Source organism: Citrobacter sp. Igbk 17 (assembly GCF_028069775.1).
GTDB lineage: Bacteria > Pseudomonadota > Gammaproteobacteria > Enterobacterales > Enterobacteriaceae > Citrobacter.
Genome location: NZ_JANEWI010000041.1, coordinates 1 through 19,335, shown reverse-complemented (window position 1 = coordinate 19,335; position 19,335 = coordinate 1). Strand labels below are relative to the sequence as shown.

Here is a 19,335-nt window from a genome sequence, read left to right as displayed (position 1 = left end):
AAGATGTTCTGTTATGGTTTACCTGGCGCGGATTATAAAGAGCATCCTGGCCGTTGACTATTGACGAAGGTAACATTTCTTTAAAATAAGATGATTTTTAGCAACAAAACATCTCAACCTGGTCTATTGCAAAGAAAATCTCACCGTCGCCACTTGTCCCGCGTCATCCATCACCAGGAGTTGGTAATCCCCTTTTACTGTGAGTCGCAGGGTAAGACGACGCCCGCGCTCATCCAGTCGTTCACCGTTAAGAAACCACCAGCGCTCACTTGTCCCACCGCTGGTTTGCACCGGTAATGAAGCCTGTTGAATACCGGGTAAACGCTTCACAATCGCGCCATCGCGCACACCTGTCAACTGCAGCGGTAATGAAGCATCCTGCCCCAGCGGCGGACAGATTGTAGAAACCGGCGGTAACCTCGCGCCCCGACGCTCTGATTCCGGTAGCCAGGGTTCCAGCGGCAACGGCCAGACGATTAATGTTTGCTCACGAGCCTGCGAGCAATCCGCTGCAACGCGTTTTCCCTCATCGTCCAGCCAGACAGGAAAACGAATGCCACTCACGCCTTCTTGTTCGGGTAATAGCAACGTTGGCGGTTGGCTACCGTCCAGTAGCCACGTGGCTAAACGACGACGACAGTTACCATCACCATTCGGCAGAGATTGTCCACCAGGCCAGCACACCACACCGCGGCTAACCGAATCAGGACGCGGATCCTCCGGCTGAGCGCTTCCCCGCGCCAGCAGCAAATTATTCACCTGATTTAAAAGAGGAACGGCGCTGGCAAAACCAAACTGCCCGACCACCGGCGTACCGTCGGGTCGGCCGGTCCAGATACCTATCACATAACGTGAATTAACGCCGATTGCCCATGCGTCACGATAGCCATAACTGGTGCCCGTTTTCCATGCCAGCGGAACCACTCTGCTCAGCGCGTTATCCGGGAGAGGTTGCGCTTCGTCAGCCATAATCCGACGAATAATCCACGCCGCGCCTGCTGACATCAACGGGCGCTCCAGCAGTGGATCTGTCGGCTGCAAACGCAGTTTGCCCGCCTTACCATGACGGGCAAACGCACTGTATGCTGCCGCCATATCTTCAAGTCTCGCCCCCGCACCGCCCAGGATCAACGACAGATTCGGCGTAGCTCCTGCGGGTAGGTACAACGGCAAACCCACATTACGCAATTTTGCGGCAAAACGCTTCGGTCCATAAGCTTCAAGCACCTGAACTGCGGGTAAATTTAGCGAACGTACCAGCGCTTCACTCATGCTCACCGGGCCATGAAAGCCACTATCAAAATTCCCTGGACGATAATCCCCGGTACGACGCGGCACGTCCTGAAGCAACGAAGCCGGGTGAATCAATCCGTCATCCAGCGCCAGGCCATAAACAAATGGCTTCAGCACCGATCCCGGAGAACGAATCGCGTTCACCATATCCACATGACCAAAGCGGGAGTCGTCATTCATATCTACCGACCCCACCCAGCCACGCACGCTCATATCGGTATGATCGACCACAATCATCGCCAGCGAAGTGCGCGCAGGAAGCCGCCCCTTCCAGTTTTGCGCCAGCTCTTCCAGTTGACGTTGCAGCCCGGCATCCAGCGTGGTCACTATTTTGTCACTTCGACTTTTTCCCAGCATCATGCGCGAGAATAAGGGCGCTAACTGTGGCATCTGTCTGGGAGCTAACCAGACTGGTTCTTCACGCGACTCCTGTACCTGCTTCGCGGGCCAAATCCCTTGCGTCGCCATACGCTCAAGCACTTTATTGCGCGCAGCTTCGGCGCGATCTGGCCAACGATCCGGGCGCAGACGACTCGGCGCTTGCGGCAGAACAGCCAATAGTGCGGCATCAGAGTAACTCAATTGTGCGGGCGATTTGCCCAGATATGCCCAACTTGCTGCCCCCACCCCCTGAAGCGTGCCGCCAAACGGCGCACGGTTCAGATACAGCGTCAGGATATCGCGCTTGGAAAGGTGCCACTCCAGCTGCAACGCGCGCCAGAGCTGGCGGAACTTACCGCCAAAGGTGCGTGGGTGGGGGTCGAGTAAACGTGCCACCTGCATGGTGAGCGTACTGCCGCCCGAGACGACACGCCCGGATGAGAGGTCCTGCCACGCCGCGCGCAGCACCGAAAACGGATTAACACCGGGATGTTTCCAGAACCAGCGATCTTCATAATTGATTAACGCGTCGAGGTATCGCGGCGAGACCTCATCAATTGTGACCGGATAGCGCCAGATACCGTCCACATCGGCAAAACGCCATAGCGGTGTACCATCGTACGCCACCACGACACGCGCAGGATCGACTTCATGAAGCGGCAGCGGCCAGATTTTATCTGCCGACCAAACCGCCGCCACAAGTAATAGCATAACGGCGGCCAGCCAGAGCCAGCAGCCGCGTTTCCCCAACCGGTGCATCATTTACGGTCTGACAATCAGTGGCCCCTCTGCCGTACCGGTCGCACGCCACTGCGGAACATACATTGATTCCACCTGCGGCACAGGAATCTGATATGTTCCCGGCGTTACCGCCCGCGCCAGATACACCAGCGTGACCGGTTGTCCTTCGTTGACTGCCACCGCCGCAACAAAACGGTCGTCGCGGAACTCCACATGCTGAATATCCGCCTGCTGCATCTGATTGAGCAGATTCGCCACTTCGCTACCGCTATCCTGCAGGCTGGCGCTACCGTTGGCCAGATTCTGGTTTTCCAGTTCCAGTCCGGCGGGCAGCAGATCAACGACTAACGCATCAGGCACGTTCTGGCTGGCTTTCACCGTCAGCCAAACCAGCACCAGTTCGCCGCTGCGCAGAGAGTCCAGCGATTTGCTGTGACCATCCAGCCCCAGGATCTGACGTTCAATATACAGGACGTTGCTGGCAGGCGTCGGTGAGGTTTGCGGATACCCGCTGACATCCAGACGCAGCCACAGCGGAAGATTACCGGTATTCGTGACGCTCAGCGTGGACAGCTCGTCGGCATCCAGATTCCGGGTTTGTGATTTCTCACCCGCTAACGGCTGTTCAGAGAGTGATGTTTGCGCCTGCCACGTGCTAGGTAAATCCTGTAGCGTACGCGCGGCAAGGAACAACGCATTATTTTCCTGAGTAGAGAGCCAGCGCTGACCAAAGGCCTGTTCTGACAACGTATTCAACAGCGTATTCTGCACATCAGGTTTGAGCTTATTCTCTTCCAACAATGCCAGCATCAGCGCATTATCGCGCAGCTGACTACCGTAATCCGCCATCCATTGCTGCGCATCGCGGCGTGGTGTATTCAATGCCAGCGTCAACGCCTGTTCACTGCGATTCGCATCACCCATGTTTTTCAGCGCAATACCCAGTTGCAGCAGCGGCAAACCAGACGCCGCTTGTGCACGACGCTCCCAGATTTCACGTAGTGCGCCGAGCGGGGCTTTCTGCTGGCGAGCCAGCACCAGTGCTGCGTAAGCCTGTACTGCAAAGCGACTTGCTGAGGTATCGTCGGTATAGCGAATCGACATCATGCCCGGATCCTGCAAATAGCGCAGCAACCGTTCATTCCCCCGGTTAATCACCTCTGTCGGTACGCTATAACCTTGTTCGTTTGCTCGCACGAGGAAGTCCATAACGTAGGCTGTCAGCCAATACTCTTCCGGCCCGTTCTTGTCCCACAATGCAAACCCACCATTATCACGCTGCATCTGCAGCAACCGGGAAATCCCGATCTCTACTGCCGCACGGCGTTTATCATCACTGTCGCCTGCTATGCCCAGCGCTTTCAGCTGCGCGGCATTGGTATATAACGACGGGAACAGTCCGCTGGCGGTTTGCTCGAGGCAACCGTAAGGATAGGCTTTCAGTTCACGGATGTAGCGCGCCAGATTTAGCGGCGGCTTACCGCTGAACAACAGTTGTCCCTGCACTGTCACCGGTGAGAAATTAACCAACTCTTCACCCGGCAATTGCCAGGTTTCACCCGGCTGGAGCGCAACGCCATTATTGACGGTTTGCGCCGGGAACGCCGGACGTACGCCAATCTTCCATTGCTTGTGTGAAGCAGAGAACGTTTCGCCAGGCAGTTCCAGACCTGAAATCTCAGCCTGAATTTCACCCTCGCCAAATCCCTCCCGAGCACGCACCGGAACAAACAGCGTGGTACGTACGCCTGGTGCCAGATTCACGGGTGCCGGATCTTGCCCCATCAGTTCCAGTAATCCACTGGCGGCAAGCTTGATATTCAGCGTCTGCGGTTTGTCTGTCAGGTTAGTTACATCCAGCGTCAGTCGCGACGTATCGCCCCCGGCCAGGAAACGCGGGGTATTCAATTCAGCAATCACCGGGGCGGCAACGACCGCTTTACTTTCGCTACTGCCAAAATCATCCGCCGTCCAGGCCTGCGCCATTACCCGCAGCTCGCCGTTGAAATCACCAATCGGTAACGTCACTGTGCCTTCACCCTGCTCGTTGAGCGTAACCGGCAGAGCCTGTTGTGCGACGATATTGACGTGATTGACGGGTGGTTTTCCGCCGCGTTTTAACTCATCGCCATCGCCGCCAAAACGCAGTGCCGCCAGACGCCCCTGACCTTCGATCACCTGGCCGTAAATATCATAAATATCCGCGCCGTAGCGCTTTTGCCCGAAAAATGCCTGCCACGGGTCTGGCGTGACGTAATCCGTAATATTCAGGACCCCGCTGTCAACGGCAGAGACCAGCACATTCACCTGCTTTGGCACTTCACCATTCTTAATACTGGCCTTAATTTTGACGGTCAGCGGCTGATTCGGGCGTATTTTCGCCGGGCTTTCCAGCGCCAGCGCCAGCCGACGATTCTCATCCCCCAGCGGTAAATGCAGCAGTCCAACCGCACGTTTAGGCGTTGCTGAACGGGATTTGTCACCAGGGCGGATCACCAGCGCACTGAGATACAAATCATGGCGGTTCCAGCTTTTATCGACCGGAATAGAGAGCTCAAGACCATCTGCAGGCACCTCGATTTCTTGCCACCACAGCGGACCCTCACTCGATTCCACCATCGCATAGCCTTTACCCGCTGCTGGCGCAGCAATGTGCAGCTTCATGGTATCGCCGGGACGATAATTAGGTTTGTCCAGTTTCAACGTCACGCGATCGGGACGGACCGCTCCGCTACCGTCGCTGTTATCCTGCCAGCTATAACCCGCCCAGAAGCGTACACTGCTGACCGTATCGTTTGGCGCTTTAACTTCGAGGCGGTATGCGCCCCACTCTACCGGGAAGCTAACTTTACCGGTTTCATCGGCCTTAAGATCCAGCGTCTGCTCACCCTCAACCAGATCTTTTTGGTCAAACTGTGATTTCCAGCCCTCGCCATCAGACCAGTTCCAGTAATAATCCCGACGTTCACGGATCAAACGCACCTGCAAACCGGTTACCGCTTTTTTCTCGCCTTGCGCATCGGCATACACGATATCGAAAGCGGCATTGCTGTCTTCATCAACGATGGGCTGATTTACGGTGGTATCGGTGCGGTAGTCATACACGGCTTTCGCCGCAAACTGCGGACGAATACCCGGCAGCGTATCCGCAGGCCAGATAGCTTGTTCTGCCCGACGGGTCACCGGACGGCCGCCCGACTCCAGCAGACTGGCCTGCAAAATTACCTGCAGCGGCGAATGCGTTTCTTGCCACTGGCTACTGGCGATGACCTCACCGCGACCTTGTGCATCTAGCGTAAGCTGAACTTCATCGAGGCTACGGGACAGGTTTTCCTCAGCAATATTACCGAACTGGAATCCCGGTAGCGCCTGCACCGCTTCACGCAGCGGCCGCAGGAAAAGCTGGCCTTGCAGGGCGTTACCGTTGGCAGGTGCGCCATACAGGTAGTAGCCCACAACGGAAAACGTCACGTCATCCGCCGGCGCCACGGGCGTCTTTTCCGCAGCGAGATTGAGCGCCATTCGTTCCGGCATAAAGTCTTCGACGTGGAAATCCCACATCCGCGACTGGTTATCGCCGGTATTAGCCCGAATATGCCACATACCGGTTGGCGCACTGCTGTCCAGCGGCCAGCTAAAGCGATACAGACCGTTTTCAGGTTGGCTGACCACCGAACGTAGCACCTGCCCGTCAGGCTTCACGACCTCCAGCTTAATGGGCTGATCGGGCAGTGTTCTTCCGTCACTATCACGCAGTAATCCGTTGAGGATCACCGTTTCACCAGGACGATAGAGATCGCGCGGACCAAACATAAAGAACTGCTTGCTGTAGCCCGGCGCACCGGCAATATCAAACTCGGCCAGATCCAGCGCCGGGAGTTTCAAATCCAACAATGTGGTTTGCCCATCTTTTCGCGCCAGCAATAAAGCCGCATCTTTATCAGTTTCAAGCTTTACATGCCCCTGCGCATCACTGGTGGCTTGCGCCAATGTCTGCCCTTTCTCATTGAGTAAGGTGATATCAATCCCTTGTTGCGCAGCACCGTTTTCCAGGCTTTGTGTGAAAACATCCAGTTGGTTGTGGTAACGGTGGACAGAGACACCGATATCGCTGAGCGTAAATAACGTCGCGGCATTGCTGTAGTTGTAATGCCCGGCCTGATTCATCACCGCCACGTACACACCCGCCTGCTGCAGCGGCATGATATCGCTCAACGGCAGCAACAGTTTCTCTCGGGTATTACGCGTTGGATTGAGATCAAAGCGCCCGGTATACACCAGTTCCGCCATTTTCAGCAGGTTATCTGATTCCCAGTTGGACAATGCGTTACGGTATTCCCACTGGCTGACAAAGGCACCGAGCGATTCAGGTTTCACGCGAAAGAAGTTCACATCTACGCTATCAACGTTCAGCGTCATCACCGGTAATCCTTCGATCACTTTGCCCGGCAGTAGCGAGCCTCGACTGGCAAACCCTACGCTGGGCTGAACATCGCGGGTGGTAATATTTTTTTCATACTCAATACCAAACGTCGCTTTATTCAATGCCAACAAATCACGCTCAATGGTGACCACCAGCTCGCGGTTGGGTTCAAGGTGGCGTAAACGCAGCTCTTTCAGATTCGGCGCCAGCTCCCAGGCTCCGTCCACTTTGCCGCTTTTTTTATCGACAACGTGCACGACGCGGGAAAAATCTTGTTCGGGATTGAGAGGAATAGAGAAAGTCAGGACCAGAGTTGCTGCGCCATCAAGCTGAACTTCAGAGGCATCCAGCAATGTGAGCGACTTGCCCTGACTCTGCTGTATCAGCTTTTGTAATTGCGCCGGATCTTTTACCGGTGCGCTCTGCGGGGCTGGCGCATCATTTTTCGCCGCTGTTGGCGGCTTATCGTTATTATTATCGCACCCTGCCAGGGCCAGCATCAGCATGCAGGCCGCTACGCGAATATATTTCATTTTTCATCCCTGGCCGCAGTGGCCTGTTAGCTACGTAGTACAACTATTATGCGTCAGATTTCTTACGGTGGAAGTCGGCAAGCGAATGATGTTGTCTGAATTTTAATGATTAATGTGGTTCGGCCTGACAAATCAGCCTCTTTTACTTGTCGCTTTACAGTAAACATCCGACAATTTGCCGAAACCTGGTAAAAATGGAGATGCCTATGACTACCGCCTTCTTTGTCGCTGCCGACTGGCTTGTCGAACATATCGACGACCCGGAAATACAAATTCTTGATGCCCGGATGGCACCTCCAGGCCAGGAAGATCCCAATGTTGGCGAGGAATATCGTGCAGGCCACATTCCTGGCGCTGTCTTTTTTGATATTGAAGCCCTCTCTGACCACACCTCGCCCTTTCCGCACATGATGCCGCGCCCGGAAGCTTTCGCCGTCGCCATGCGCGAGTTAGGCGTGTACCAGGATAAACACCTGGTGATATACGATGAAGGTAACCTGTTCTCTGCTCCACGGGCATGGTGGATGCTGCGGACATTTGGCGTTGAGAATGTCTCAATTCTGGCTGGCGGTTTAGCTGGCTGGCAGCGTGATGAGCTCCCCCTGCAGACAGGAAACGTTGATTTGCCTGAAGGTGAATTTGATACAGCATTCGCGCCTGAAGAGGTTGTACGCGTGACCGATGTGCTGCTGGCCAGCCATGAAAAAACGGCACAGATCGTCGATGCCCGCCCGGCGGCACGTTTTAATGCCCAGGTTGATGAACCTCGTCCAGGCCTGAAACGCGGTCATGTTCCAGGAGCACTGAACGTGCCGTGGACAGAACTGGTACGTGACGGAGAGTTGAAAACCACCGATGAGCTGGATGCGATTTTCTTTAGCCACGGCGTAAGCTTTGACAGACCAATCATTGCCAGTTGCGGTTCCGGTGTGACGGCTGCCGTCGTCGTGTTGGCGCTTGCCACGCTGGATGTTCCTGATGTGTCCTTGTATGACGGTGCGTGGAGCGAATGGGGATCGCGGAGTGATTTACCGGTAGAACCGGTATTATAAAGCTGGAAATGTCGGATGGCGCTTCGCTTATCCGGCCTACAAAATAGCGCACATCCCAGGCCGGGTAAGACGTATGCGTCGCCACCCGGCCTGGTCTTTTAGATAATCCGATTCTGCTTAAAGTCGCGCAGGAAACCGCCCCAGCGGCGTTCATAGAACGGTGCAATGTGCTCGGTAATAAAGTGGCTGACGCCCTTCTCACCTTTCTTCACCTGGCAAATATCAATGGGGTCATCGCCCGGTAACGTGTCAGTTGCAACGCTGCCAGTAGCATGAATAATCTCTTCGATATCGCCATCGGCTTCAATACCAATCAACAGGTTCGGCTGAGCATCCGCGCTTTCTTTAATTGAGCAGAGAAATGCGCGCTTCACCGGTTTAATGGTTTTAAACAGCGTGGTCAACGAGTCAATCATCTGTGCGGGCGGTTCGGCAACTTCGGAGAGAATTAGCGATTCACCGCCTTCCAGTACTTCCTGGGTACTCAGAGGGTTGCCTTCTTCCCCCATCAGCAGACTGATTTCGCGTGGCATAAACTCTTTGCCCGTCGGCAGCTTAGCATTGAGAAACAGTGTTTCGCCGAGCGTCATTTCAAACAATGTGCGCACCGGCATTACAACAAACGCTTGTTCATCTTCCACGGCCTGCTGCAGGGCTTCCAGAGAGGTGAAGAACGGAATCACCGTCGTGCCGTCTTCTTTTTCCCAGTGCTGCAGATCCAGCGCACTGTCTTCAACGACCGCCTCACCTTCTGCGGCAGTACCCGGTACCCAGACAGTAGACTCCAGCAGCGTGCGGAAAAAGGCCGGACGGTGCGCTGGCTCTGTCGCTGCTTGTTCCAGCAACATTTCTAATTCGTTTTTTGTTTCAGACATAGGATCACAATAGAGATGCATGTAGGGCGGGCAAGCGAAGCGCCCCCGCCGTTATCTTGCCGGATAGCGCTAACGCTTATCCGGCCTACATAATTAAGCGGTTAACAAGTTCGCAATTGTGCGCACACCCAGACCAGTTGCGCCAGCAGACCACTGCTCAACCGGCGCTTTGCGATAAGTTGCAGAACAGTCGATGTGCAGCCAGCCTTGCTGGTAGTTTTCCACGAAATGGGACAGGAAGCCCGCCGCAGTGCTTGCGCCAGCCGGGTAGGCCGCGCTGCCGGTGTTATTCAACTCGGCAAAGTTAGACGGCAGCTGGTTACGGTGGAATTCCGCCAGGGGCAGACGCCAGAACAACTCATTTTCTTGTGCAGCACTTGCCAGCAGGCGAGCAGCCAGTTGGTCATCAAAGCTGAACAGCGCGTGGTAATCATTACCCAGTGCTGTTTTCGCTGCACCCGTCAGCGTGGCGGCATCAATAATCAGCTCCGGTTTCTGCGCACTGGCGTCAATCAGGCCATCCGCCAGAACCAAACGACCTTCTGCATCGGTGTTCATCACCTCAACGTTTTTACCGTTGCGATAGTGAATAATATCGCCCAGTTTAAAGGCATTACCGCTAATCAGGTTATCCGCACAGCACAGATACAGTTTCACGCGCTTGCTCAGACCGCGAGTAATAGCAAATGCCAGTGCGCCAGTTACGGTTGCCGCACCGCCCATATCGGACTTCATTGAGTCCATAAATGCGCTTTGTTTGATGCTGTAACCGCCGGAGTCAAAGGTGATGCCTTTGCCGACCAGACACGCATAAACCGGCGCTTCTTTATCGCCGGTTGGGTTGTAGTCCAGCGCCAGCAGCACCGGCGGACGTTCAGAACCGCGTCCAACCGTATGCAGTCCCATGTAGTTCTGCTCACGCAGATCTTCACCTTTTGTGATGCGGTAAGAGACGTTATCGCATACGACAGAGCACAGCAGATCAACCGCACGCTGCGCCAGTTGTTCCGGGCCCAGCTCTTCCGCCGGGGCGTTAATGGTATCGCGCACCCAATCGATAATTTTCAGACGGTTATCCAGCTCTTTACGCTGCGCCTCATCCAAAGCAGCCCACTCAACTTTGCGGCTGCCTTTCGGCCCTTTATAGCCCTGCCAGAATGCCCAACTGCGCTCGGTATCCCAGCCTTCACCGTCCAGTTGAACGTGTTTAATACCCAGGCCGTCGATTTTACGCGCAGCACGCTGGATAAGGCCGAGGTCATCTTTTCCGTTCAGGTGCAGGGTAATGCCGTCATTATTAATGCTGTATGTCGCCTTTTCACCCCAGCGGGCATCGGCGGGTTGCGTGGAAAGCGTAATTTTCATGGCTTCTGTCATTTTATTTATCCTTATTTTCGCGCATACAGGAAAACGGGCCACCCGTGGGCAGCCCGTTGACTTATTCGGCTTCGTCCAGCCAGACCAGCAAAATGGCCTCAAGGATTTTTTCGTTCGATGCCTGAGGATCATCATCGAACTCTTCCAGGTCACAGATCCACTGGTGCAGATCGGTGAAACGAACGGTCTTGGGATCGAGATCGGGGAACGCGTCGTACAACGCCTCGCCGATTTCGCGGCTATCGGTCCACTTCAGTCCCATACTACCCTCTGTTAATGCTCACGTGCATGATTGATTGTGTAACGTGGGATTTCGACCACTAAATCGTCTTCGGTGACACGGGCCTGACAGCTTAAACGGCTCTCCGGCTCCAGACCCCAGGCTTTATCCAGCATGTCGTCTTCTTCTTCTGTGCTTTCCGGCAAAGAATCAAAACCTTCACGTACGATGCAGTGACAGGTCGTACAGGCACAGGATTTCTCACAGGCGTGTTCAATCTCGATGCCGTTACGCAGGGCAACGTCGAGAATCGTTTCGCCAGTCTCAGCTTCCAGAACGGCACCATCGGGACAGAGATCCTGATGAGGCAAAATAACAATCTTTGGCATATTAAACCTCGTCCACAGAATGGCCTTTCAGCGCGCTACGGACAGATTTGTCCATGCGGCGAGCGGCGAAATCCTGGGTTTGTTTGTCTACGTTTTTAATGGCTTGTTCGATAGCGTCAACATCGTCGCCCTGTGCAACCTCGCTCAAATGCGCGGCGGCGGCGTCGATAATCTGACGTTCTGCGGCGCTTAACAGCGCGGCATCAGCAGCGAGCGCACCGGACAGGCTTTCCAGTACACGTGCTGCTTCGACTTTTTGTTCTGCCAGCATACGCGCTTTTACATCCTGCTCGGCAAAACTCATCGAATCCTGAATCATAGAGGCGATTTCGCTGTCCGTCAGACCGTAGGACGGTTTGACCTGGATGGAGGATTCAACGCCGGTGGATTTCTCCATGGCGGTCACACTCAACAGGCCATCAGCATCCACCTGGAAGGTCACGCGGATATGCGCCCCACCCGCAGGTAGTGCCGGGATGCCGCGCAGTGCAAAACGTGCCAGCGAACGGCAGTCCTGCACCAGCTCACGCTCGCCCTGCATCACGTGAATCGACATCGCCGTTTGCCCGTCTTTAAAGGTGGTAAAATCTTGTGCCCGTGCCACCGGAATCGTGGTGTTACGCGGAATCACTTTCTCCACCAGACCGCCCATGGTTTCCAGTCCCAGGGACAGCGGGATAACGTCCAGCAACAGCATTTCGCTGTCCGGTTTATTGCCAACCAGAATATCGGCCTGAATAGCCGCGCCGATGGCAACGACTTTATCCGGATCAATCGAGGTCAGCGGCGTACGGCCAAAGAATTCGCCGACGCGTTCACGCACCAGCGGCACGCGCGTTGAACCACCAACCATCACCACTTCCAGAACGTCTTGCGCCTCAACGCCGGCATCTTTCAGTGCGCGGCGGCAAGCCAGCAGCGTGCGCTTAACCAGTGCGGAAATCAGTTCATTAAAGGTTTCACGGGTGATTTCACCCTGCCATCCCGCCACGTTAACGGTGACAGAGTCCGCATCGCTGAGCGCGATTTTAGCGGCAATCGCGGCATCCAACAGTTCACGCTGTACGCGGTTGTCGCTGCGATCGGCAACACCCGCCTGCTCACGGATGTAGTCGGCCAGCAGATGGTCAAAATCGTCGCCGCCGAGAGCGGAATCACCACCGGTCGCCAGCACTTCAAACACGCCACGGCTCAGGCGCAGAATAGAAATATCAAACGTACCGCCACCAAGATCGTAGACTGCGATCACGCCTTCCTGACCGGAGTCCAGGCCATAGGCAATCGCGGCAGCGGTCGGTTCATTCAGCAGACGCAGTACATGCAGGCCCGCCAGACGCGCAGCATCTTTCGTGCCCTGACGCTGAGCATCATCAAAGTAGGCCGGAACGGTGATCACCACGCCATCCAGTTCGCCGGACAGCGCTTCGGTTGCCCGCGCGGCTAGCGCTTTCAGAATGTCAGCAGAGACGCGTACTGGATTGAGTAAGCCAGCAGCAGTTTCAATCATCGGCAGACCGTTTTCGCTCGCCTGGAACGTATAAGGCAAATGCGGGTAGCGCGCCTGAATATCCGCCAGCGAGCGGCCCATCATGCGTTTTACCGAACTGACGGTATTTGCCGTATCCAGCGCCGCGTTAGCACGCGCATCGTAACCGACTGAGTAGCCCTGCTGCTGATAGTGAACCACTGACGGCAACAGGTGGCGACCGTCGTGGTCGGCCAACGTTTCGGCCTGGCCGCTGCGTACGGTCGCAACCAGGGAGTTGGTGGTGCCTAAATCGATGCCTACCGCCAGACGACGCTGGTGCGGCGCAGCGCTCAGACCAGGCTCACTAATTTGTAATAAGGCCATTTTCGCTTCCGGAAATTAAAAATCGAGCAGTTTTTCTTCGAGTTGTTCTGCACTGCTTCGCAGTTTATCGAGAAAACGCAGCTTACGCACGGTATCTGCCGCCGCGTCCCACGTCTCGCTATCCAGCTGTTCTACCATCAATTGATGGCGAACATTGTACATGTCGCTGACACGTTTCATAAACGCATCCAGTCGTTGACTGTCTTTTGCCTGTTCAATTTCGTCCAGTTCTTCACGCAGCTCCAGCTGTTCCATCAGGAAGGCAGTGTCGCGCACCGTGTGCTGTTCACTTCTGATATCAAAGCCGTGTAAAGACAGTAAGTATTCGGCGCGCATCAAGGGATGACGCAGCGTTTGCCAGGCCTGGTTGATAGTGGCGGACTGCGAAACTGCAGCAAGTTGTTCCGCCTGAGAACCGCTGGCGAATTTATCAGGATGATACTGACGTTGTAGATCCTGAAAACGTAGGCTCAGCGCCTGAGTATCGAGCTGATAACGGGCCGGTAAGCCAAAGAGGGTGAAGTAGTCCATAACATTCTCAGGGCATCGATTCTCTGTTGTTCGATGAGGCAAAACCAGAGAGTCAGGTAAAACAAACCCCACGCGCAGGCGACCACGGTGGGGTTATCAGTAAGCGCGTTACACGTGGAAGCTTTCGCCGCATCCACATTCGTCTTTCACGTTCGGGTTAGTGAACTTAAACCCTTCGTTCAGACCTTCTTTGACGAAGTCTAACTGCGTACCGTCGAGGAATTGCAGGCTCTTTCCGTCGATCACGACTTTTACGCCTTTGTCTTCAAACACGGTATCTTCAGCCGCCGGCTCGTCAACAAATTCCAGTACATAGGCCATACCTGAGCAGCCGGAGGTTCTCACGCCCAGACGCAGACCAAACCCTTTACCGCGGTTCGCCAGGAAGGTATTTACACGCGCTGCTGCACTGTCGCTTAAGGTAATCGACATAATAAAACCTCAACTCTTAATTATTTTGCTTCACGTTTGCTTTTGTAATCCGCAATCGCGGCTTTAATCGCGTCTTCAGCCAGAATAGAACAGTGAATTTTCACCGGTGGCAGTTCAAGTTCGTCGGCAATATCGGTGTTTTTAATCGCCTGTGCTTCATCCAGAGATTTCCCTTTTACCCATTCGGTAACCAGAGAGCTGGAGGCAATAGCGGAACCGCAGCCGTAAGTCTTGAAACGCGCGTCTTCAATGATACCCTCATTGTTGACTTTGATCTGCAACTTCATCACGTCGCCACAGGCCGGTGCACCCACCATGCCGCTGCCCACGTTCTCGTCGCTGTTGTCAAAAGAACCCACGTTACGTGGATTCTCGTAATGATCGATTACTTTTTCGCTGTAAGCCATGATGAATTCTCCTTATCGGTACCGATTAGTGATGTGACCATTCAATGCTGTTCAGATCCACGCCCTGCTTGAACATTTCCCACAGCGGAGAAAGGTCGCGCAGACGGCCGATGGAGTTACGAACCAGATTGATGGCGTAGTCAATCTCTTCTTCGGTAGTGAAACGACCTAAAGAGAAACGAATTGAGCTATGTGCCAGCTCGTCAGTCATCCCCAGTGCACGCAGCACGTAGGAAGGTTCCAGGCTTGCAGAGGTACATGCAGAACCGGAAGATACCGCCAGATCTTTCAGCGCCATAATCAGCGACTCGCCTTCAACAAAGTTGAAGCTGACGTTGAGAATGTTCGGTGCGCCATGCTCGAGGTCACCATTGAGGTATACCTCTTCCATGTCTTTCACACCGTTCCACAGACGGTTACGCAGACCGCGCAGACGCGCCATCTCGGTTTCCATCTCTTCTTTGGCGATACGGTAAGCTTCACCCATACCGACAATCTGGTGAACAGGCAGCGTACCGGAGCGCATGCCGCGCTCGTGACCGCCGCCGTGCATCTGCGCTTCGATACGGATACGCGGTTTACGACGCACATACAGCGCGCCGATACCTTTCGGGCCATAGATTTTGTGGCCAGAGAAGGACATCAGGTCCACTTTCAGCTGGCTCAGGTCGATAGGCAGTTTACCTACACTCTGGGTTGCATCAACGTGATAGATGATGCCACGCGCGCGGCACATTTCGCCGATCGTCGCAATATCCTGTACCACGCCAATTTCGTTGTTCACGTGCATGATGGACACGAGAATGGTGTCATCACGCATCGCCGCTTCAAGTTCTTTCAGGTCGATAATGCCGTTACGCTGCGGGGCGAGGTAGGTGACTTCGAACCCTTCGCGCTCCAGCTGACGACAGGTGTCCAGCACGGCTTTGTGTTCGGTTTTGCTGGTGATGATGTGCTTGCCTTTTTTCTGATAAAAGTTGGCTGCACCTTTAATCGCCAGGTTATCGGATTCAGTCGCACCGGAAGTAAAGACGATTTCACGCGGGTCAGCGCCCACGAGGTCGGCAATCTGGTTGCGGGCGATATCTACCGCCTCTTCAGCCTGCCAGCCGAAACGGTGTGAACGAGACGCTGGGTTACCAAAGTTTCCGTCCAGGGTCAGACACTGCATCATTTTCTCGGCAACACGCGGGTCCACCGGCGTGGTTGCGGAGTAATCGAGATAGATCGGTAATTTCATTGCTCTATAAACTCCGTACATCGCTTCAATGCAAGGAATCAGGCAACCGGCTGGATGTACGACCGAGTTAACGGGATGTCTGACATCCCGGCCTGATTCTGAAATACTTTTTACGCTTCATCTTGCTGGTTGCCTTGATGCAAGCAGAAGATAGTGCGTAATTTTTATTAGGCACGCAGTTTGACGTCGATAGCGTCTTGCGTACGGGTGCTGCGTGGAGCGTCATGCGTGTGCTGGCGACCAGACACATCGAGGACTTCCTGATTATTTACCAGTTCGCCCAACGTAATGTTGTTGAGGAAACCGGTCAGGCGGTCGCTAAGATCGCGCCACAGCGCGTGGGTCAGGCACTTATCGCCGCCCTGACAACCGCCTTTCCCCTGGCAACGGGTCGCATCTACAGACTCGTCAACAGCGCTAATAACTTCACCTACTGCGATGCTGCCTGCATCTTTACCCAGCAGATATCCGCCGCCTGGTCCGCGTACGCTGGAAACCAGACCGTTTTTACGCAAACGGGAGAACAACTGCTCCAGATACGACAGGGAAATGCCCTGACGCTCAGAAATATCAGCCAACGGTACCGGGCCCGTTTCGGAGTTGAGCGCAACGTCCAACATTGCGGTCACGGCATAACGCCCTTTTGATGTCAGTCTCATGTCTTACTTAGCCTCAAACTCGCCCCTGCCCGGGGTTTTTTATTGTAAAATGGGGGTATTGCATAGCAGGGGCAAGTCTGACATTCCCGACTAAATCAGTCAACTATTTACTTGACTAATTTAGTCAGGTATTTTGCGTTCCGTGCGGTATTCGTTTGCCGGATGGCGCTTCGCTTATCCGGCCGACAAATCGTGCGGCCTGTAGGCCGGATAAGCGAAGCGCCATCCGGCGTAAAGACAGGTTACTTCCCTTTATTCTGTTGTTCAATCGACGCTAAAATCCCGCGCAGGATATTCAGTTCCTGGCTCTCTGGACGTGCGCGAGTAAACAGACGACGCAGCTTGTTCATCACCTGCCCCGGATGGCCTTCACGGATAAACCCGGTCGACAGCAGTGTCTGTTCCAGATGACCGTAAAAACGCTCTAAATCGTCGACCAGTGGATACTGGGTTTCTTCATAGTCAGTTGCTTTACCGTTTTCCTGCGTTGCCAGCCAGGCCATGCGGACTTCATAAGAGATGACCTGAACCGCCATTGCCAGATTGAGCGAACTGTATTCCGGGTTCGCGGCAATAGCGACGTGATAATGGCATTTTTGCAGTTCTTCGTTAGTCAGACCAACGCGTTCACGACCAAAAACCAACGCCACCGGCGTATTTGCCGCTTCAGCAACGCTTTTTAAGCCACACTCACGCGGATCCAGCATCGGCCACGGCAACGTGCGGGAACGTGCGCTGGTTCCGACAACCAGACTACAACCCGCCAGTGCTTCATCGAGCGTATCGACGATTTGCGCACTGCCAATCACATCACTGGCGCCAGCCGCCAGAGCGATAGCCTGGGAGTCCGGTTTTACTAATGGATTTACCAGCCACAGATTGGTTAAACCCATCGTTTTCATTGCGCGGGCAACAGAGCCCATGTTGCCAGTGTGAGACGTTTCCACCAGCACGATTCGAATATTTTGCAGCATTGTATTTCTTCGGCTAAAGATTATTCGACCATATTATCATAAAACGAAGACATAATCCGAACTCGCTGCTATACTCTGCGCCGTTTTCCCGTTCTTTAACATCCAGTGAGAGAGACCGATGCATCCGATGCTGACCATCGCCGTGCGCGCAGCGCGCAAGGCGGGTAATGTAATTGCCAAACACTACGAAACCCCAGACTCTGTAGAAACCAGCCAGAAAGGCAGCAATGATTTCGTGACTAACGTCGATAAAGCCGCCGAAGCGATTATTATCGAAACGATCCGCAAATCTTACCCACAGCACACCATCATCACCGAAGAAAGCGGTGAACATGTTGGTGAAGATTTGGATGTTCAATGGGTTATCGATCCACTGGATGGCACTACCAACTTCGTAAAACGTCTGCCGCATTTCGCGGTATCTATCGCAGTACGCATCAAAGGTCGTACTGAAGTCGCTGTTGTTTACGATCCAATGCGTAACGAACTGTTCACCGCGACTCGTGGTCAGGGCGCACAGCTGAACGGCTACCGTCTGCGCGGCAGCACGGCTCGCGATCTGGATGGCACCATCATCGCCACCGGTTTCCCGTTCAAAGCGAAGCAGCACGCCGCTTCTTATATGAAAATCCTCGGCAACATGTTCACCGAATGCGCGGACTTCCGTCGCACGGGTTCTGCTGCGCTGGATCTGGCATACGTTGCCGCTGCACGCGTTGATGGTTATTTTGAAATTGGCCTGCGCCCGTGGGATTTTGCCGCAGGTGAACTGATTGCCCGTGAAGCTGGCTCACTGGTATGCGACTTTACCGGTGGTCATAACTACATGGCGACTGGCAACATTGTTGCTGGTAACCCGCGCGTCGTTAAAGCCATGCTGGCTAACATGCGTGACGAACTGAGCGACGCGCTGAAGCGCTAAGTCTTTTCGGCGGATGGGGCTTCTCGTCCGCCGTACCTCTTCGTGGCATTTTCCTCCCCCCTCAGCGCGTTACTTTCCCTGCCCGTTTTTATACGACGACTTCCCACATTTAGGGAGGTAAGGTTATATAAGCCGGATAAGATCGCTACAACAACCTTAAAGGAAGACATTACCCAACAACATTAATAACCGACTAATTTGCTCTTAGATTAAAAAAAGCAAAACACCGTAATACACGGTGTTTTGCTTTTTTTAAGGTATAACTTCATTAATTATTAACAACCACCACCAACATCCTTGACCCCAATGGCAATGATTGCATAGTCATTACCTATACCAGTCGCTACACTGTTATGAATTTTGAGATAATTACCGTGCTTACCTGGTTGATAATAGCAAACCATTGTCGTTTCCTGTGTCGCAACAGGCTCTCCCTGACACAAAATAACATCATCAGCACAATCTTTACCACTGAAACCTACACGTAAAGAAAGTTGAGGTGATGTAATACTCGTTAAGCGGAAAACAGTAACAGAAAACTCGTAAACACGGCTTTCATCAAGTTCGTATTTTTTGCTGACAACAGTGCCCGCGTTATCGTTATCTCTGGTTGGGATATACAGTACATTATTGTCAAATGAATGATATTCATCCATTTCTTTTGCAACAGCCCAGTTTAATTGCCCTTTATCATTATACTCGGGTAAGCGTGGCATCCAATTATTTAACGTGCCATCGTTAAAATCAGTGAGGTCGTTAAAGCCATGTGCAGTTGTTTTTGTATAGATATTCATCTATAAAATCCTTTTCAGATTGAAAATAATTAGATTTAAATATAGCAATAAGGTCACACGGATAATATTATATCCCACCAAATAAACTTTATTTCTTACAAGCAAAAATGTAACAATCTCGTTTTATGCGTTGCTTTTTCAATTCCAAATAAAGCTGTAAAAGCAGCGACGACTATACCTAATTCACCCCATTATTCAAGATGTGTTTATAATTATTTTATTATTCACCAAGAATATTAT

Annotated in this window: 16 protein-coding genes; 2 read left to right on the top strand and 14 right to left on the bottom strand. The window is 53.5% G+C overall.

Annotated elements, in window-relative coordinates:
* Positions 1 to 123: 123 nt before the first annotated feature.
* Together pbpC and NNO08_RS19560 are read right to left on the bottom strand one after the other, a co-directional pair.
* Positions 124 to 2,436, bottom strand: coding sequence for a peptidoglycan glycosyltransferase PbpC (gene pbpC, locus NNO08_RS19565; RefSeq protein WP_271457379.1), 2,313 nt, complete (start codon positions 2,434 to 2,436; stop codon positions 124 to 126).
* Complete coding sequence (locus NNO08_RS19560; RefSeq protein ID WP_271457378.1) at positions 2,437 to 7,371, bottom strand: alpha-2-macroglobulin family protein; 4,935 nt, start codon at positions 7,369 to 7,371, stop codon at positions 2,437 to 2,439.
* 206 nt (positions 7,372 to 7,577) lie between these two features.
* Between NNO08_RS19560 and sseA the strand changes: the two genes are divergently transcribed.
* Positions 7,578 to 8,423, top strand: coding sequence for a 3-mercaptopyruvate sulfurtransferase (gene sseA / locus NNO08_RS19555; RefSeq protein ID WP_271457377.1), 846 nt, complete (start codon positions 7,578 to 7,580; stop codon positions 8,421 to 8,423).
* A 98-nt stretch (positions 8,424 to 8,521) separates the two neighbouring features.
* Here the strand turns inward: sseA and sseB are convergent, their stop codons facing one another.
* The 11 genes from sseB to trmJ form a co-directional block, all read right to left on the bottom strand.
* On the bottom strand, positions 8,522 to 9,298 hold the full coding sequence (gene sseB / locus NNO08_RS19550; RefSeq protein WP_271457376.1) for an enhanced serine sensitivity protein SseB: 777 nt from the start codon (positions 9,296 to 9,298) through the stop codon (positions 8,522 to 8,524).
* Between the two features lie 93 nt (positions 9,299 to 9,391).
* A complete protein-coding gene (pepB, locus tag NNO08_RS19545; RefSeq protein WP_271457375.1) occupies positions 9,392 to 10,675 on the bottom strand; it encodes an aminopeptidase PepB in 1,284 nt (427 codons plus the stop codon).
* A 61-nt stretch (positions 10,676 to 10,736) separates the two neighbouring features.
* Complete coding sequence (gene iscX, locus NNO08_RS19540; RefSeq protein ID WP_003037694.1) at positions 10,737 to 10,937, bottom strand: Fe-S cluster assembly protein IscX; 201 nt, start codon at positions 10,935 to 10,937, stop codon at positions 10,737 to 10,739.
* Between the two features lie 11 nt (positions 10,938 to 10,948).
* Entirely contained in the window at positions 10,949 to 11,284 is a 336-nt protein-coding gene (fdx, locus tag NNO08_RS19535; protein WP_003037690.1) for an ISC system 2Fe-2S type ferredoxin, read from the bottom strand.
* Between the two features lies 1 nt (position 11,285).
* On the bottom strand, positions 11,286 to 13,136 hold the full coding sequence (gene hscA, locus NNO08_RS19530; protein WP_271440690.1) for a Fe-S protein assembly chaperone HscA: 1,851 nt from the start codon (positions 13,134 to 13,136) through the stop codon (positions 11,286 to 11,288).
* Positions 13,137 to 13,151: 15 nt separating this feature from the next.
* On the bottom strand, positions 13,152 to 13,667 hold the full coding sequence (gene hscB / locus NNO08_RS19525) for a co-chaperone HscB (protein WP_271440689.1): 516 nt from the start codon (positions 13,665 to 13,667) through the stop codon (positions 13,152 to 13,154).
* Positions 13,668 to 13,775: 108 nt separating this feature from the next.
* Complete coding sequence (gene iscA, locus NNO08_RS19520; RefSeq protein WP_003835203.1) at positions 13,776 to 14,099, bottom strand: iron-sulfur cluster assembly protein IscA; 324 nt, start codon at positions 14,097 to 14,099, stop codon at positions 13,776 to 13,778.
* Between the two features lie 20 nt (positions 14,100 to 14,119).
* On the bottom strand, positions 14,120 to 14,506 hold the full coding sequence (iscU, locus tag NNO08_RS19515; RefSeq protein WP_002913991.1) for a Fe-S cluster assembly scaffold IscU: 387 nt from the start codon (positions 14,504 to 14,506) through the stop codon (positions 14,120 to 14,122).
* A gap of 25 nt (positions 14,507 to 14,531) precedes the next feature.
* Positions 14,532 to 15,746 carry a cysteine desulfurase gene (iscS, locus tag NNO08_RS19510; protein WP_271440688.1) on the bottom strand — a complete coding sequence of 405 codons (1,215 nt, stop codon included), beginning with the start codon at positions 15,744 to 15,746 and terminating at the stop codon, positions 14,532 to 14,534.
* Positions 15,747 to 15,913: 167 nt separating this feature from the next.
* Complete coding sequence (gene iscR, locus NNO08_RS19505; protein ID WP_005120405.1) at positions 15,914 to 16,405, bottom strand: Fe-S cluster assembly transcriptional regulator IscR; 492 nt, start codon at positions 16,403 to 16,405, stop codon at positions 15,914 to 15,916.
* A gap of 242 nt (positions 16,406 to 16,647) precedes the next feature.
* Positions 16,648 to 17,379 carry a tRNA (cytosine(32)/uridine(32)-2'-O)-methyltransferase TrmJ gene (gene trmJ, locus NNO08_RS19500; RefSeq protein WP_271457374.1) on the bottom strand — a complete coding sequence of 244 codons (732 nt, stop codon included), beginning with the start codon at positions 17,377 to 17,379 and terminating at the stop codon, positions 16,648 to 16,650.
* A gap of 118 nt (positions 17,380 to 17,497) precedes the next feature.
* On the opposite strand from trmJ, the gene suhB reads away from it, so the two are divergent.
* Entirely contained in the window at positions 17,498 to 18,301 is an 804-nt protein-coding gene (gene suhB / locus NNO08_RS19495; protein WP_271457373.1) for an inositol-1-monophosphatase, read from the top strand.
* Between the two features lie 275 nt (positions 18,302 to 18,576).
* Here the strand turns inward: suhB and NNO08_RS19490 are convergent, their stop codons facing one another.
* A complete protein-coding gene (locus NNO08_RS19490; protein ID WP_271457372.1) occupies positions 18,577 to 19,095 on the bottom strand; it encodes a hypothetical protein in 519 nt (172 codons plus the stop codon).
* Positions 19,096 to 19,335: the final 240 nt, after the last annotated feature.